The 15082-nt window shown below is 72.5% G+C and carries 13 protein-coding genes; all 13 read right to left on the reverse strand.

Annotated features, from left to right (window positions below):
- Position 1 precedes the first annotated feature (1 nt).
- The 13 genes from U5C87_RS02915 to U5C87_RS02975 all read right to left on the reverse strand — a co-directional run bounded on the left by U5C87_RS02915 (position 2) and on the right by U5C87_RS02975 (position 15040).
- Positions 2 to 382, reverse strand: a complete 381-nt coding sequence (locus U5C87_RS02915; protein ID WP_330475145.1) for a YciI family protein — start codon at positions 380 to 382, stop codon at positions 2 to 4.
- A 116-nt stretch (positions 383 to 498) separates the two neighbouring features.
- Complete coding sequence (locus U5C87_RS02920; protein WP_330475146.1) at positions 499 to 870, reverse strand: VOC family protein; 372 nt, start codon at positions 868 to 870, stop codon at positions 499 to 501.
- Positions 871 to 984: 114 nt separating this feature from the next.
- Positions 985 to 2157: a ThuA domain-containing protein gene (locus U5C87_RS02925; protein ID WP_330475147.1), complete on the reverse strand. Its 1173-nt coding sequence runs from the start codon at positions 2155 to 2157 to the stop codon at positions 985 to 987.
- A 116-nt stretch (positions 2158 to 2273) separates the two neighbouring features.
- Entirely contained in the window at positions 2274 to 3284 is a 1011-nt protein-coding gene (locus tag U5C87_RS02930; protein ID WP_330475148.1) for a sugar phosphate isomerase/epimerase family protein, read from the reverse strand.
- Between the two features lie 50 nt (positions 3285 to 3334).
- Positions 3335 to 4753, reverse strand: a complete 1419-nt coding sequence (locus U5C87_RS02935; RefSeq protein ID WP_330475149.1) for an alkaline phosphatase family protein — start codon at positions 4751 to 4753, stop codon at positions 3335 to 3337.
- Positions 4750 to 5946, reverse strand: a complete 1197-nt coding sequence (gene eboE / locus U5C87_RS02940; RefSeq protein ID WP_330475150.1) for a metabolite traffic protein EboE — start codon at positions 5944 to 5946, stop codon at positions 4750 to 4752. Before eboE ends, U5C87_RS02935 begins: the two co-directional genes overlap by 4 nt.
- A gap of 3 nt (positions 5947 to 5949) precedes the next feature.
- Entirely contained in the window at positions 5950 to 6837 is an 888-nt protein-coding gene (locus U5C87_RS02945) for a TatD family hydrolase (protein ID WP_330475151.1), read from the reverse strand.
- 9 nt (positions 6838 to 6846) lie between these two features.
- Positions 6847 to 7422, reverse strand: coding sequence for an EboA domain-containing protein (locus U5C87_RS02950; protein ID WP_330475152.1), 576 nt, complete (start codon positions 7420 to 7422; stop codon positions 6847 to 6849).
- The gene (locus tag U5C87_RS02955; RefSeq protein WP_330475153.1) at positions 7419 to 8273 is read right to left on the reverse strand and encodes a sugar phosphate isomerase/epimerase family protein; all 855 of its coding nucleotides are present in this window, start codon (positions 8271 to 8273) and stop codon (positions 7419 to 7421) included. Before U5C87_RS02955 ends, U5C87_RS02950 begins: the two co-directional genes overlap by 4 nt.
- A complete protein-coding gene (locus tag U5C87_RS02960) occupies positions 8270 to 9181 on the reverse strand; it encodes an SCO3242 family prenyltransferase (RefSeq protein WP_330475154.1) in 912 nt (303 codons plus the stop codon). Before U5C87_RS02960 ends, U5C87_RS02955 begins: the two co-directional genes overlap by 4 nt.
- Complete coding sequence (locus tag U5C87_RS02965; protein ID WP_330475155.1) at positions 9163 to 10308, reverse strand: inositol-3-phosphate synthase; 1146 nt, start codon at positions 10306 to 10308, stop codon at positions 9163 to 9165. The genes U5C87_RS02960 and U5C87_RS02965 overlap by 19 nt, the downstream gene beginning before the upstream one ends.
- A gap of 114 nt (positions 10309 to 10422) precedes the next feature.
- On the reverse strand, positions 10423 to 13743 hold the full coding sequence (locus tag U5C87_RS02970) for a PQQ-dependent sugar dehydrogenase (protein ID WP_330475156.1): 3321 nt from the start codon (positions 13741 to 13743) through the stop codon (positions 10423 to 10425).
- A 175-nt stretch (positions 13744 to 13918) separates the two neighbouring features.
- Positions 13919 to 15040, reverse strand: a complete 1122-nt coding sequence (locus U5C87_RS02975) for a sugar phosphate isomerase/epimerase family protein (RefSeq protein ID WP_330475157.1) — start codon at positions 15038 to 15040, stop codon at positions 13919 to 13921.
- Between the last annotated feature and the right edge of the window lie 42 nt (positions 15041 to 15082).

A 15082-nucleotide genomic window follows, 5' to 3' on the forward strand; every position in this document is an offset into this window, starting at 1 on the left:
GTCAGTGGTCGGTCGGGACCTGGCCCGGGTCGTCCTGGTCGACGAAGGGCCGCACCTCGACCGGCAGGCCGGTGGCCCCGGCGATCCGTTCGGCCCAGCCGAGCACGACGTCGTAGTCGTCGGACCGCACGACGGTGAGCCCGCCCAGGTGCTCCTTGGCCTCGATGAACGGCCCGTCGGTGAGCACGGCGTCGGCGACGGGGTCGCTCCTGCGGATCGTCGTCGCACTGGCCTGGTCGCCGAGGCCCCCGGCGAACACCCAGCTGCCGGCGGCGCGGATCTCGTCGTTGACGACCTCGAGGTCGGCCATGACGCGGCCGAGGTCGACCTCTGCGGGTGGCGGGCCGTCGGGCGAGAACAGGCTGATGAGGTAGGTCTTCATGGTGGAATCCTCCTGCCGGCGGTCACCGGCTGGTCGGGGCACACCCTGCGTGCGCCCTTCACCGTCTACACGAACGCCGACCCGCCGGATCGACAGCCCGGTCGACGTCTCTTCGGCTAGCTGCGGGGACGCTGCTCGACGAGCCCGACGAGGTTGCCCTCGGAGTCGACGACGAAGGCCATCCACTCGTCGGTGCCGGCCGGCCCGAGGGTGTCGTCGTCGTGCCCGAAGATGACGTGCGGCTCGCTGCGCACCTCGACGCCGGCAGCGCGCAGCCGCTCGACGGTGGCGTCGAGGTCGTCGACCCCGAGGTAGTGCAGGGCGCTCGGCGCGCCCCGCTCGAGCAGCAGCCGGACGCCGCCGAGGTCGAAGAAGACGAGGCCCGGTGGGTCGTAGGTCGCGAGCGGCTCGGCGCCGAGCAGGTCACGGTAGAACGCGGTGGCCCGGCCGAGGTCGTCGGCGTGCTGGGCGATCTGGACGAGTCCCATGCACGGCACGCTAGCCCGGGGCCAGAGGCCCGTCGAGACATCGCCGGTGCGCGCCGGGGGCGTGGTCGCAGCGGCGCGACCACGCCCCCCGGCCCGGTTGTCACAGGCGGTCCGTCACATCCCGGCCGAGCGCAAGCCCGTCTGCCACTCGATGAGGTCCGCGATCTTGGACGAGACCTCGTGCCCGTCGACGAGTCCGTTGGCCTTGCCGCGCGCCGTCTGCAGCGCGCGCAGCGCCGCGTCGCGGTCGCCGGCGTCGGCCGCGGCCTCGGCGGACGCGAGCCGCTCCTCGACCTGGGCCACGAGCGTCCGGGTCCGGACCGAGCCGTCGTCGGCCGCCCCCAGCAGTCCCGAGACCTCCGAGAACGTCACGCAGTCGCCGCCGCCACTCACCTTGCCGGCCGTCCACTCGATGCCGCCCTTGAGGTGCTCGAGGAAGACCGGGTCGGAGTAGGAGGAGTCGACGTGACCCGCGCCCTCGTACCAGGACCGACCGCCCTCGAAGTTGTGGCACCACGAGATCGGGTGGTCGGCGCCCATCCGGCCTCCGGTGTACGTCGACTCGTCGAGCGTCAGCAGGACGCGGACGGAGTCACGCGGGTTCGAGGTGAAGTTGTACCACTCGTCGAACCGGACCCAGGCCCGCGGCAGGTGCTCGGTCGAGGGGTGCGTCGGGTCCTCGACCCGCATCGTCGCCGTCTGCTGCGCCGGGTGGTTGACGAACCGGGCCCCGCCGCCCGACAGCTTGCTGTACCAGGGCACGGTGTGCATGCTGTCGGTCGCCGCGTGCAGCCCGACGTAGCCTCCGCCGCCGCGGATGTAGCCCTGGAACGCCGCGAGCTCCGAGTCGTCGAGCAGCCGTGGCGTCGACGGATTGAGAACGTTCGTGTTGTCGACCGGCGAGGCGAAGACGATCGTCGCGTACTTCGACAGGTTCTCGCTGCTCGTGAACGGCGTGCTCGTCATGGTCAGGTCGGGCTGCCCCGGCGAGCCGGGCCCCCACCAGCCGCCGGAGCTGTTCGGCGGGTCCCAGACATCGACGGTGAAGCCGCTCTCGCGGCCCAGGTCGATGATCGCGTGCGTCGTCTCGTCGATGTGGGAGTGGCGGAAGCCGAGCGTCTTGCCGACGACGAGCACCGTGTAGTCGTCGGCCTGGGCGGCCTCGGGGCCGGCTGTCGTGTCGGCGGCGCCGGCGGAGGCTGCGCCGAACCCCAGGACGAGCGCCGCGAGACCCGCGAGGGTCCCGAGCAGTCGTCCGGGCCCGACACGTCGTCGTGTCGTTGTCATCGTCATCTCCTTGTGGGTGTGAGTTGCCCTGTGCGTGCTGCACGTGCCCGGGCGGGGTCGCCGAGGCTCGTTCCCTGGGCCGCGGGCTGCGGCTCAGGGATGCTGGTGCGTCCGGTTCAGTCCTTCGAGCTGCTGAAGGCCGCGTCGAAGGCCGCCTCGGGCTTGTCGAAGTTGAGGGCCCGGACGAACTCGAGGGCACCGGGCGCCCCGACGAGACGGTCCATGCCGGCGTCCTCCCACTCGATGCTGACCGGGCCGTCGTAGCCGATGGCGTTGAGGGTGCGGAAGCAGTCCTCCCACGGCACGTCGCCGTGGCCGGTCGAGACGAAGTCCCAGCCGCGGCGCGGGTCGCCCCAGGGCAGGTGCGAGCCGAGACGACCGTTGCGGCCGTTGCCGATCCGCTTGCGGGTGTCCTTGCAGTCGACGTGGTAGATCCGGTCCTTGAAGTCCCAGATGAACGCGGCGGGGTCGAGGTCCTGCCAGACCATGTGGCTCGGGTCCCAGTTGAGGCCGAACGCCTCGCGGTGGCCGATCGCCTCGAGCGTCGCGACCGTGCTCCAGTAGTCGTAGGCGATCTCGCTGGGGTGCACCTCGTGCGCGAACTTCACGCCCACCTCGTCGAAGACGTCGAGGATCGGGTTCCACCGGCGGGCGAAGTCGGCGTAGCCGTCCTGGATGACGTCGTCCGAGACCGGCGGGAACATCGCGACGTACTTCCACACCGCCGAGCCGGTGAAGCCGATGACGGTGTCGACACCGAGCTTCGCCGCGGCGCGGGCGGTGTCGGCCATCCGCTCGGCCGCGCGCTGCCGCACGCCCTCGGGGTCGCCGTCGCCCCACACGGCCGCGGGCAGGATGTCCTGGTGCCGCTGGTCGATGGGGTCGTCGCACACGGCCTGCCCGACGAGGTGGTTGGAGATGGCCCAGACCTTGAGGCCGTGCCGGTCGAGGATCTCGCGGCGGGACTCGATGTAGCCGTCCTCGGTCAGGGCCCGGTCGACCTCGAAGTGGTCGCCCCAGCAGGCGATCTCGAGGCCGTCGTAGCCCCACTCCCCGGCGAGGCGACACACCTCCTCGAAGGGCAGGTCGGCCCACTGTCCGGTGAAGAGCGTGATCGGTCGGGCCATCGTGGGTCTCCTTGCTGAAATGTGGGCTGCTGCTGTGCGTTGCTGGTCGTTCAGGGGCTGGTGGTGCTCGCGGCGACGACGGCGCCGGCGGCCTCGAGGACGAGGTCGTGGACGTCCGCTGCCGTCACGCTCTCACGCCGCAGGCTCGCGTCGGAGGCGATGACGACCGGCCCGTCCGTCGGGTCGGTGGGCAGCCGTCCGTGACTGCCCCGCACCCACCGCGGGTCGAGCGGGACGACCTTCATGGCATACCGCAGGCCGAGCTTCTTGCGCACGAGCCCGAGCCCGGCGCGGGCCTTGGCCGAGCGGTCGGCCGGGTCGAAGAAGAGCTCGGCCGGGTCGTAGCCGGGCTTGCGGTGGATCTCGACGCCGCGGGCGAAGTCGGGTGCCCGGTCGTCGTCGAGCCAGTAGTAGTACGTGAACCAGGCGCGTGGCTCGGCGACGAGGACGAGGTCGCCGCTGCGCTCGTGGTCGAGGCCGTATGCCGCCTGGCCGGCCCGGTCGAGCACCTGGTCGACGCCGGGGGTGGCCTCGAGCAGCGCGCGCACCTCGTCGAGCCGCTCGGCGTCCCTGACGTAGACGTGCGCGACCTGGTGGTCGGCGACGGCGAAGGCCTCGGACGCCCAGGGGTCGAGGTACTCCATCCCGGCCTGGGTGTGGACCTCGAGCAGGCCGGCCCGGCGCAGCACGCGGTTGACGTCGACGGGCTCGTCGACGGCGGTGATGCCGTACTCGCTGACGACGAGGACGCTGACGCCGAGCCGCTCGGCGTCGTCGAGGAGCGGCGCGAGGGCGTCGTCGAGCTCGCGGGCGGCGGCTCGGGCCTCGGGCGACTCCGGGCCGAAGCGCTGCAGGTCGTAGTCGAGGTGCGGCACGTAGGACAGCGTCAGGTCGTGCTCGGGCAGCACGATCCGGGTCGCCTCGATGATCCAGCGCGACGACGCGATCGAGGCCGTGGGTCCCCAGTAGTGGAAGAGCGGGAAGGCGCCCAGCCGGTCGACGAGCCTGTCGTGCAGGGCCGCCGGGCGCGTGTAGCAGTCGGGCGACTTGCGGCCGTCGGCGTGGTAGATCGGGCGCGGCGTGACGATCGAGTCGACGTCCATGCCCATGGCGTACCACCAGCAGACGTTGGCGACGCGGGCTCCCGGGTTGGCTCGGCGCAGCGCGTCCCAGACCTTCTCGCCCTCGACGAGCGCGTTGTGCTGGCGCCAGAGGAAGACCTCGCCGAGGTCGCGGAAGTACCACCCGTTGCCGACGGCGCCGTGGTCGGCGACCGGCCGGCCGGTCAGCATCGTCGACTGCACCGAGCAGGTCACGGCGGGCAGCACCGTCTCGAGCGAGGCCTGCCAGCCGGCACCGGCGAGCCGGGAGAGGCGCGGCATGTCGGCGAGGGCGCGTGGCGTCAGGCCGACGACGTCGAGCAGCAGCACCCTGGTGGAAGGCGTGGGAGTCGTGGAGGGCTGGGTCATGCGGTCTCCTTGAGGCCGAGGTCGATGAGGGTGTCGCGCAGCCAGGCGAGCTCGCCGGCGATGCTGGCCGCGAGGGCGGCGTCGTCCGTGGGGCGCACGGTCTCGGGCACGACGGTCCACGTGTAGGTCTCGACCTCGAGGTGGTCGGTCAGGGCCGTCTCGCCGCCGACGAGGACGTCGAGCGAGTGGCGCAGGTCGTCGGTGGTCGCGGCGAGAGGCGGCTCGGGAGCCTGCCCGAGCGGGACGTGGAAGTGCACGCGCCACGGGCGCTCCGTGCCGCCCGGACGCGGCTCGAGGGGGCGTATGCCGCCGAGTGCGTCCCCGAGGTCGTCGCGGGCTCGCAGCAGGCCCGGCTCGCCCGGCCCCGGTGCCCGGGTCTGGTGCAGGAACCGGTCCTCGTCGAAGGCCCCGAGGGCGAGCCGCGTCGCCTCGTCGCCCGGGTGCTCGACGTGCAGGGCGGCCGACACCTGGGCCTTGACCACCTGCCGTCCGGCGGCGGCGAGTCGCGGGACGGCGACGGCGGCGTCCTCGAAGCCGACCGCGAGGTGGCAGAGGTCGAGACACACCCCGAGCACGTCCTCGTCCCAGCCGGCCATCCGGTCGACGAGCTCGGTGCTCGTCTCGATGACGCAGCCGGGCTCGGGCTCGACGCCGACCCGGATCTCGCGGCCCGTGCGCCCCCGCAGGGCGTGCAGGTGGTCGGCGAGGCGGTCGAACTGCTCGGCGGCGAGCACCTGCCGGTCGCCGAACCACGGGTGCCGCCAGCCGAGCGGCAGCGTCGAGATGCTCCCGCGCGCGGCGTCGTCGGGCAGCAGCCGGGCGAGGACCTCGGTGAGGTCGGTCGTGTAGGCCAGCCGCGACGGCTCGGTCCAGTCGGGGTGGTAGACGCGGTGCTTGACCACCTCGTCCTGGAAGCCGCGGTAGGGGAAGCCGTTGAGCGTGACGACCTCGAGGCCCCGGGCGTCGAGCGCCGTCCGCAGCCGGTCGGTCTGACGCGGGTCGGACGCGAGGTCGCGCGCCACCGGCGCGCTCAGCCAGAGACCGAGCCCGAGCAGGTCGGAGCCGAGGTGGTGCCGGACGGGCACGGCGAAGCGGTCGAGCTGCCCGATGATCGTGTCGAGGTCCTCACCGGGGTGGACGTTGGTGCAGTAGGCGACGTGGACGGTCTGGCCGTCGGCGTGGAGCAGGCGCACGGCTCACTCCCTCGCGCCGCGGAGCACGGAGTTGCCCATGAACGTCGCCCCGGCGCCGACGAGCTCGCCGGTCTGGGCCGCCTCGGGCCCCTCGATCTCGGGCAGCTCAAGTCGGCCGCTCCGGCCGTAGAACTCGACGGGGTTGCGCCACAGCACGCGGTCGACGTCGTCGGCCGTGTAGCCCGCGGCCAGCATCGTCTCGGCGACGCGCACCGTCTTGAGCGGGTCGCTGTTGCCCCAGTCCGCGGCGGAGTTGACGATCATCCGGTCGAGGCCGTAGCGGCGCAGGATCTCGACCATGCGGTGCTCGTCCATCTTCGTGTCGGGATAGACCGAGAAGCCCATCCAGCAACCGGACTCGGCGACGACGCCGACGGTCATCTCGTTGAGGTGGTCGACGAGGACGGCGCCCGGCTCGAGCGCGGACTCCCGCACGACGTCGAGGGTGCGCCGCGTCCCGGCGAGCTTGTCGCGGTGCGGGGTGTGCACGAGCGCGGGCAGCTCGTGCTCGGCCGCGAGGGCGAGCTGGGCGGCGAAGACGTCGTCCTCCTCGGGCGTCATCGAGTCGTAGCCGAGCTCGCCGACCGCGACGACGCGGTCCTTGGCGAGGTAGCGCGGCAGCACGTCGAGCACCTCGCGGCAGCGGGCGTCGTTGGCCTCCTTGGGGTTCAGGCCGATCGTCGCGTGGTGGGCGATGCCGTACTGCGACGCCCGGAACGGCTCCCACCCGAGCAGCGCGTCGAAGTAGTCGCAGAACGACCCGACGCTCGTGCGCGGCTGCCCGAGCCAGAACGACGGCTCCACGACCGCTCGGACTCCTGCGGCATGCATGCGCCGGTAGTCGTCGGTCGTGCGGGACGTCATGTGGATGTGGGGGTCGAAGATGCGCACGGCTGCTCCTCAGTCGGTTCGGTGGGAAGGGGACAGGGCGAGGACCGTTCGGGCGTCGGGCGGGACGACGCGACCGGCGGCCTCGCGCTCGTCGGCGTAGTCGCGCACCATCCGGGCGAGCTCGGCGTCGGCGCGGTCGGCGAGGCCGGCGACCTGCTCGACGGGGATGCCGGTGAAGAGGACCTTCAGCACCGCCTGACGCCAGGCGTCGTCGTCGAGGTGGGCGGCGGCATACGGCCCCAGCGCGGCGGCGACGAGCCGGGTGTCGTTGGTGCGCAACGCATCTCGGACGATCGGCAGTGCGGCGTCCCCGATGGCGTTGGCACGCTCGGGGGCGTCGAGGGCCGGGAGGGCGAGCAGCACCGCGCGTCGCTCGGCGGCGTCGCCGTGGTCGTAGAGGCGCGTCACCACCGCGGTGACGTATGCCGTGTCGCCCGGGACGGCGAGCAGCAGCGCCTCGCGTGCGGCATCGGCGTCGAGACCCTCGCGGGCCGCGGTCCGCGCCGCAGCCGGGAAGTGCCGGTCGATGGTGTCGGGGTCGGACGCCACCTGGGCGATCGCGTCCTGCGTGGTCAGCGGGCTCATCGGCCCACCTCCTGTGGTCGTCGGGCGGCGTGGCGGAGGAACTCGAGGCTCGACGCGGCGAGCGCCGGGGCGGCGTGCGAGTGGCGGGGCAGCTCGACGGCGACGAGGCCGTCGAACTCGACCGCGGCGAGCGCGGCGAGCACCGGCGGGAAGTCCACCTCGCCCTCGCCGAAGGGCAGGTGCTCGTGCACGCCGCGGCGCATGTCGTCGATCTGGACGTTGGCGACGAGGTCGCCGGCGCCGAGCACGCAGTCGGCCGGGTCGGCGTCCTCGGTGCAGCGCAGGTGGCCGACGTCGATGGTGAGGCGCAGGTGGTGCGGATGGCCGAGCCGGCGCCGCAGCTCGTGGACGTCGGCGATGCGCTCGACGAACATTCCGGGCTCCGGCTCGAGGGCGAGGACGATGTCGTGGGCCTCGGCGACGGGCAGCAGCCGCGTGACGGCGTCCTCGATCCGCGACCACAGCTCGGCGTGGCCGGGTCCCGCGGGTGCGATGCCGCTCCAGAACGAGACGGCGGGCGATCCGACCTCGGCCGCGACGCGGATCGCCCTTTCCAGCAGGTCGATCCGACGGTCGCGACCCTGGTCGGACACGAGGGTCGGCTCGTGCTTGCGCCACGGGTCCAGCACGTAGCGGGCGCCGGTCTCGACGACGACCCCGAGGCCGTGCCGGGCGAGCAGTGCCGCGACCCGGGCCGACCGGCCGGCGAGGTCCGGCGTGAAGGGGTCGAGATGGGCGTGGTCGAGGGTCAGCGCGACGCCGTCGTAGCCGAGGTCGGCGAGCACCGCGAGCGCGTCCTCGAGCCGGTGGTCGGTGAAGCCGTTGAGGCCGTAGCCGAAGCGCAGGCTCATGTCGCCGACACCCGCCTCATGGCCGCCGCCCCGATCGGCGCCGAGGCCGCGAGCGCCAGGGCCGCGGCGTGGTGGCCGGTCGCGGCGAGTGCCGCGCTCTGCAGGGGCACCAGGCCCCGGATGCCGGCACCGGTGGCCCGCCGCACCGTGCCGGCGTCGGGCGTGCGCGCGGCGGAGAGCTGGGCGCGGAGGACGCTCACGGCATACGCCCCCGTGAGGGCGACGGACGCGAGGGCGCCGAGCGCTCCCCCCGCCCTCGCCCGTCCTGCCGTGGGCACGGGCCGCAGCGCCGAGGAGAGGGCGACCACCGCGGTGACGGCGGCGGTCGCCCGGGCGACGGTCACCGAGCCGCCGTGGACCTCGCCACGGCTCAGGGCGGTGACTCCGGCGGTGTGCGCGGCGACGAGGGTCGCCGGGAGGGCGGCCGCCCGCAGTCCGGCCGTGCCGCCCGCGCTGGCTCCGAGGAGCACGTCGAGTCCGCGGGTCGAGGCCATCGTCGCGACGCTGAGCGGCCCCTGCTTGGGCGCGAGGTCGTAGGCCCAGACGGCGGCGGCGAGCACGACCGCCGTCGCCGCGGAACGGCGCCCGCCCCCCACCGCTGCGGCGGCGACGCCCGCAGCGGTGAGGGCCCCGGCGACGGCGAGAGCCGTCCGGGCCGGCACGCGGCCCGACGGGATGGGGCGCTCGGGGCGCTCCACCGCGTCGACCCGGCGGTCGGCCCAGTCGTTGAGCGCCATGCCCGACCAGTAGAGGCACGTCGACGCGATGGGCAGCGCGACCGTGCGGGCCCCGGACGGCCAGCCCGCACTCGCCGCGCCGGCGAGGGTGTCGCCGGGCACGGTGAGGGCGGCCGGGGCCCGGACCAGCTCCGCGAGGTCGCGCAGGCTCGTCACGATGCCGTCGCCCACTCCGTCAGCGTGCGCTGCTGCTCGAAGAGGCGGTGCTCGTCCGAGCCCACGGGGTCCTTGAAGAAGAAGCCCAGCGCCGGGAGCGGGCCCACCTCGCCGCGGCGGAGGGCGAGGTCGACGAGTCGGGCGAGGTCGATGACGAGCGGTGCGGCGAGGCTCGAGTCGCAGCCCTGCCACGTGAACTGCATCGACATCCGGGTGTCGAGGAAGCCCGAGAAGGTGAGGTGGTCCCACGCCGTCTTCCAGTCGCCGAGGTCGGCGATGTTGTCGATGTGGACGGGGCCGTCGACGGGGTGGCCGAGCATGGCCTCGAGGCCGCGCGCCTTGCTGCGGGCCTTGCTCTCCATGGCCTCGGGGTCGGCGAGCGTGGCGCCGTCACCGCCGCCGAGCAGGTTGGTGCCGGCCCAGGAGCGCACGCGGAGCGCTCGGGCGGCGAACATCGGGGCGAGCACCGACTTCACGAGCGTCTCGCCCGTCTTGCCGTCGCTGCCGCCCCACGGCACTCCCCGGCGCTCGGCGAGCTCGACGAGGGCGGGCAGGCGTGCGCCGGTCGAGGGGGTGAAGTCGACGAAGGCCGCGCCGGCCGTGAAGGCGGCCGCGGCGTAGACGGCACTGGGCGGCAGAGGGGACTCCCCTGCAGCCCAAGCCTGCTCGAGCGCGTCGAGGGAGGCATGCGCTGGGTCGTCGGCGACGACGGGCTCGGTGGAGCTGACGTTGACGACGACGACCCGGGCGAGCGACTCGGCCTCGGCGAAGGCGCGGATGTCGGCGGCCAGCCGCTCGACGGCATCGGCCTGGCGCTCCTCGGCGTCGCGGTGACCGTTCCGGATGCGCGCGCACGTCCGGTCGAGCTCGTCGGAGACGAGTGCGAGCGCCGCGTGCGGGATGACGCCGGCGTCGGCGAGCTGCGCCGCGCGCTTGACGAGCGGCACCTCGGCGACGTCGTGGCCGCCGATGACGAGGTGGTCGAGCGGCACGAGCCCGGCGCCGGCCAGGTCGGGCTGCTCGGTGACGAGACCGTCGGGCCCGGCGCCCCCGGCGGTGATGAGGGCGAGACCGGTCGCGACCGTCGTCGCGACGGAGCCGCGGGCCCCGATGAGCCAGAGTCCGGTTCGTTCGTCGGTCATGGTCGTTCTCCTCGGGGTGCGGGTGGCGGGTGGCGGGGGTGCTGTGAGCGGGAGGTGGTGGGGCCGGTGGCCCGGCGGCGGGGGCGTGTGCCCGCCGCCGGGCCACCGGGTGGGTCAGCGCAGCGAGGCGATGACCGCGTTGGCGTCGCGGGCCAGGGCGGCCGCAGCCGCCGCGTCACGGACGTAGGAGGTGGACTTCGTCGCTGCGACGAAACCCTCGAGCTGCGAGACGGCCGCGCTGGTGCGCCCGCCCGCGATGTGCTTCTCGGCCTGCTGGAGACGCTTCTCGAGCTCCTTCTCACCGGCCGGGGTGACGAGGCCCTCGCGGGACAGTCGCTCCGTCAGTGCCGTCAGCGTGCCGAGCGAGGTCGTCGTGGTGAACGTCCTCGTCGTCGTCGTGGCGAGAGCGGCCTTGTCGGTCGCCTTGACGACGAGCGTGTGGCTGCCGAGCGGGAGCCTCCAGAGGGCCAGCGGCTTGTCCGCCGCGACGGCGGTGCCGTCGACGGTGGCCGTCACCGTGTCGATGCCGCTCGTGGCGTCGGTCGCCGTCCAGGTGAGGTCACCCGAGTTGCCGACGGAGGCGCCCTCGGCGACGCCGGAGACCGCGACGGCCGGGACCGTCTTGTCGAGCTTGACCGTCACGGAGCCGACCTGGGAGACGTTGCCGCCGTTGTCGGTCGCGCGGTAGAGCACGGTGGTCGTGCCCTCGGTCGAGATCGTCAGTGCGGTGTTGGCGTTGACCCACGTCGTGCCGCCGTCGGTGGAGCGCTGACGCGAGGCGACGGTGCCGTTGTCGGTCGCGGTGACCGTCACGGTGACGTTGCTCGTGTACCACCCGTTCGCCCCGTTCGGGGTGGCCGGGCTCAGCGTCGCCGCCACCGTCGGGGGCGTGACGTCGGCGACGCCGTTGCCCACGAACGTGAGGGAGTCGAGCACGACGCCGCCCGTCGAGGTGACGTAGAGCTTGCCGGTGCCGGTGGGCTTGGACGACAGCGTCGCTGCCGAGTCGGTCCAGCCGGAGCCGTTCACCGCGATGGTGCCGAACGGCGCTGCCGTCGGCGAGTTCCACCGCAGCGACAGGGTGCCCGTGCCGGTGGCGCGAGCGGTCACGCCCGTGACGCCGACGAGGTTCGCCGGGTCCCAGGCCAGCCAGTCACCGGCGTCGAACGAGGTGACCTTGCGCAGGCCGCTCGCCGTGGTGTCGCCCGTGATCTCCACACCCTGCGAGGCGTCGGCCCACTCGGCCTCCTGCTTCTTCGGGTTGAGGATCAGCTGCTCGGTGGTGGTCGCACCGGGCAGGCCGTTGGCACCGTTGTCGGTGTAGGTGATGACGACGACGCCGAAGATGTTCTCGGTCTCGCCGTGCTGGGTCGCGTCGGCCGGGGTCGGGATCGCGAACTGGCAGCCCGTGCCCTGGCTCAGCGGGTGGGCGTGCGCGTCGTGGCCCAGACCGAAGGTCCAGCTGACGCGCGAGCACACGGTCGCGGTGCCGTCCTCGGGGTCCGAGGTCTTGACGTCGAACGGGACGGCCTGACCCCAGTCGAAGAAGGCACCGTTGGGCGGGGTGGTGATGTTCAGCGTCGGGGCGACGTTGCCGACGCTGATCGACGTGCTCGTCAGGCCGCGGCGGCCCTCCGGGTCGGTGACACGCTGTCGCGCCGTGTACTTGCCGAGGTCGGTGTAGGTGTAGCTGGCCGTGACACCGGTGGCGTCGAACGTGCCGTCACCGTTGAAGTCCCACTCGTAGGTCAGGGCCTTGCCCTCAGGGTCGACCGAGCCGGACGCGTCGAAGGCGACCGTCAGCGGCGCGGAGCTGCTGCTCAGCGGGGTGGCCTTGATGCTGGCCTGCGGCGCCTTGTTCCCGGGCGAGTAGTCGATGCGGTAGAGGCCGGCGTCGGGGTTCTGCCGGAAGAAGCCGTCGCCGTAGTCGAGGACGTAGAGCGAGCCGTCCGGCCCGAACTCGATGTCGATCGGGCTGTCGGTGATCGGCTGGCCGTTCGTCTCGAGGGCCTTGTTGGGCAGGAAGTGCTGGATGTGGTCGACGGGTCCGTTCGGCCACTGCACGTCGAAGACCGCAAGGTAGTCCTGCGAGAACTCGGCGAAGAACGCCTTCTTGTCCCAGTACTCCGGGAACTTCGTCGTCGACGGGTTGGCGCCGTCGTAGTGGTAGACGGGACCGCCCATCGGTCCCTGGCCGCCCTGCGGGTCGAAGTCGGTCAGCTCGGGCCACGGCTGGTGGGTGTTGTTGTCGCCGTAGTAGAGCGTCGGCGCGGTGGCCGGCGGCACCTGGGCGAGACCGGTGTTCCACGTCGAGTTGTTCTTGGCGCCGGCGTTGCAGTCGAACCACGGTCCGGGCGTCACCGTCGCGAAGTTCCACTCGTTGTAGTTGGCGTTCGGGCCGTGGCAGTAGGGCCAGCCGCCGTTGATCGGCTTGTCGATGGCCGTGGTCTGCCACTCGACGTAGCCCATCGGGCCGCGCTGCGGGTCGGGCGCGCCGGCGTCGGGGCCGTAGTCGCCCCACGACACCGAGTTCGTGACCGGGTCGACGTCCATGCGGAACGGGTTGCGCACGCCCATGACGAAGATCTCGGGCCGGGTCTTGGCGGTCCCGACGGGGAAGAGGTTGCCGTCCGGAATCGTGTAGGAGCCGTCGGCCTCGGGGTGGATGCGCAGGATCTTGCCGCGCAGGTCGTTGGTGTTGCCCGCGCCGCGTCGGGAGTCGAAGCCGGGGTTGAAGCCGGGGGCGTTGTTGTTCGGCGCGAAGCCGTTGGCACCGGGCGCGCTCGCCGGCGTGTTGTCGCCGGTCGAGAGGTAGAGGTTGCCCTTGTCGTCGAAGTCGACGTCGCCGGCGACGTGGCAGCACTGGCCGCGCTGCGTCTCGACCTTGAGGATGACCTGCTCGCTCGCGAGGTCGAGCTTGTCGGTCGCGTCGTCCCACCGGAAGCGGCTGAGCTGGTTGTAGCCCTTCCACTGGTCCCAGTAGGACGCGTCGGCACCGGCGGGCAGGCTGTTGGGGGCCGAGCCCGTCGGCGTCGAGGTGATGTAGGGCGCCGTCATCGTCTTGGGCGCGTAGTAGAGGTAGACCCACTTGTTCGTCTGGAACCCGGGGTCGAGCGTGACGGTCTGGAGACCGTCCTCGGAGTTGTTGTAGACCGGCAGCGTGTTGACGACCTTCGTGACCCCCGAGTCGGGGTCGACGAGCCGGACGTCGCCGTTGCGGGCCGTGGTCAGCACGCGACGGTCGGGCAGCACGGCCATGTCGATCGGCTCACCGGTGTCCTTGGTGAGCAGGATCTTCTCGTAGTTGGACCAGTCGAGGGCGGGCTCGGTGCCGTGGTCGACACCGTCGTGGGCCGAGGCCGGCAGGGTGGCCACGGCGCCGAGCGCCGTGCAGGCGAGGACGGTTGCCGCAGTTGTGGCAACCAGCCTCCTCACCCTGGAACGGGAAGTAGCATTCATCGGTACGTCCTTCTTGACAGAGACGGGCGAAGCCGGGCCCCGGGGAGCGCGCCGCTGCAACGGCACTTGCACTCCCCGGGGACCGGTGTTGATGTTCCGGTCTGCCGACCGCCGGTGGGTGACGGTCGACGTGCGTCCCGGGGTGGCGGGATCAGCCGCGCAGGGCGGCCATCGCGTCGTAGCTGACCTTCGACAGCTCCATCGACTGGTTCGGGGCGGCGGTCCCACCGGGGGCCGTGTCCATCTCCCACATCGGGTTGTGGGAGCCCTTGGCACCGACGCGACGCAGGAACGTCGAGTAGTCGATGTCGCCCTGGCCGAAGGGGGCCATGACGTAGCCGTTGGCCTGCGTCGTGTCGATCTTGCCGTCCTTGGCGTGGAAGAGCGGGAAGCGCTTCGTCTGGGCGGCGACGACCGCGGCGGGGTCGAAGATCGAGGACACGGCCGAGCCGTCCGGCGCCACGTACGCCTTGTGCTTGTACTGCGCGACGTGCGCCCAGTAGATGTCCATCTCGAGGAAGACGTACTTCGGGTCGGTGTTGGCGAGGAAGTACTCGAGGCGACGGATGCCGGACGACCGGGTGGGCCGGCCGGCCGCGTCGAGCGGCCCGCTGTCGAGCAGGAAGCTGTACGCGATGTCGTGGTTGTGCGTGTAGAGCTTGAGGCCGTGACGGGCCGCGCGCTCGCCGTAGAAGTTCCACCGGGCCGCGGCGGCCTCCCAGTCGGCGACGTAGGCGCTGCTCGTCGGGTCGCTGCCCGTGCCGATGTGGCCCATGCCGAGGATGTTGGCGATCTCGCAGGCCGTGTCGAACGCCGCGATGTTGGCGTCGGTGATCGTCGCGGGGACCGAGCCGTGGTTGCCCTCGGCCTCGAGGCCGAGGTCGTCGAGCCAGGTGCGCAGCTGCGTGGCACCGGCCACGGTGTTGAGGTCGGCACCACCCTCGGCGTTGGCGTGCTGGCGGAAGCCGGCGAACTCGATCTGGCGGTAGCCGATCGACGACAGCTCGGTGAGGACCTCCTTGAAGCCGGAGGCGTACGGCGAGGTCAGCGGGTCGCGCCCGACCGCGTCACGCACGGTGTAGAGGATGATGCCGCGGCGCGGCGCGGGGATGAGCACCCCGTTGGCGCCCGAGCTCCCCGTCGCGGCCTGTGCGGCGGCCGCACCGGTCATGGTCACGGCGGCGGCGACGCCCGTCGTGGCCGCGAAGAACTGGCGGCGGTTGAGTCCGAGCTTGGTGACGAGCTTGAGCGGGTTGACGTCGTTGTCATGCATGTGAGCGTGCTCCTTCAAGGGGTGACAGAGACTTTGACGTGC

This window comes from Terrabacter sp. C0L_2 (genome assembly GCF_036352015.1).
Lineage (GTDB): Bacteria > Actinomycetota > Actinomycetes > Actinomycetales > Dermatophilaceae > Terrabacter > Terrabacter tumescens.

What these genes read in the sequence shown, in the direction of transcription:
- U5C87_RS02965 (WP_330475155.1), bottom strand. Translation starts at nt 10,308, where the DNA reads ATGACCGACGAACGAACCGGACTCTGGCTCATCGGGGCCCGCGGCTCC.
- U5C87_RS02915 (WP_330475145.1), bottom strand. Translation starts at nt 382, where the DNA reads ATGAAGACCTACCTCATCAGCCTGTTCTCGCCCGACGGCCCGCCACCC.
- U5C87_RS02975 (WP_330475157.1), bottom strand. Translation starts at nt 15,040, where the DNA reads ATGCATGACAACGACGTCAACCCGCTCAAGCTCGTCACCAAGCTCGGA.
- U5C87_RS02920 (WP_330475146.1), bottom strand. Translation starts at nt 870, where the DNA reads ATGGGACTCGTCCAGATCGCCCAGCACGCCGACGACCTCGGCCGGGCC.
- U5C87_RS02950 (WP_330475152.1), bottom strand. Translation starts at nt 7,422, where the DNA reads ATGAGCCCGCTGACCACGCAGGACGCGATCGCCCAGGTGGCGTCCGAC.
- U5C87_RS02925 (WP_330475147.1), bottom strand. Translation starts at nt 2,157, where the DNA reads ATGACAACGACACGACGACGTGTCGGGCCCGGACGACTGCTCGGGACC.
- U5C87_RS02930 (WP_330475148.1), bottom strand. Translation starts at nt 3,284, where the DNA reads ATGGCCCGACCGATCACGCTCTTCACCGGACAGTGGGCCGACCTGCCC.
- U5C87_RS02935 (WP_330475149.1), bottom strand. Translation starts at nt 4,753, where the DNA reads ATGACCCAGCCCTCCACGACTCCCACGCCTTCCACCAGGGTGCTGCTG.
- U5C87_RS02955 (WP_330475153.1), bottom strand. Translation starts at nt 8,273, where the DNA reads ATGAGCCTGCGCTTCGGCTACGGCCTCAACGGCTTCACCGACCACCGG.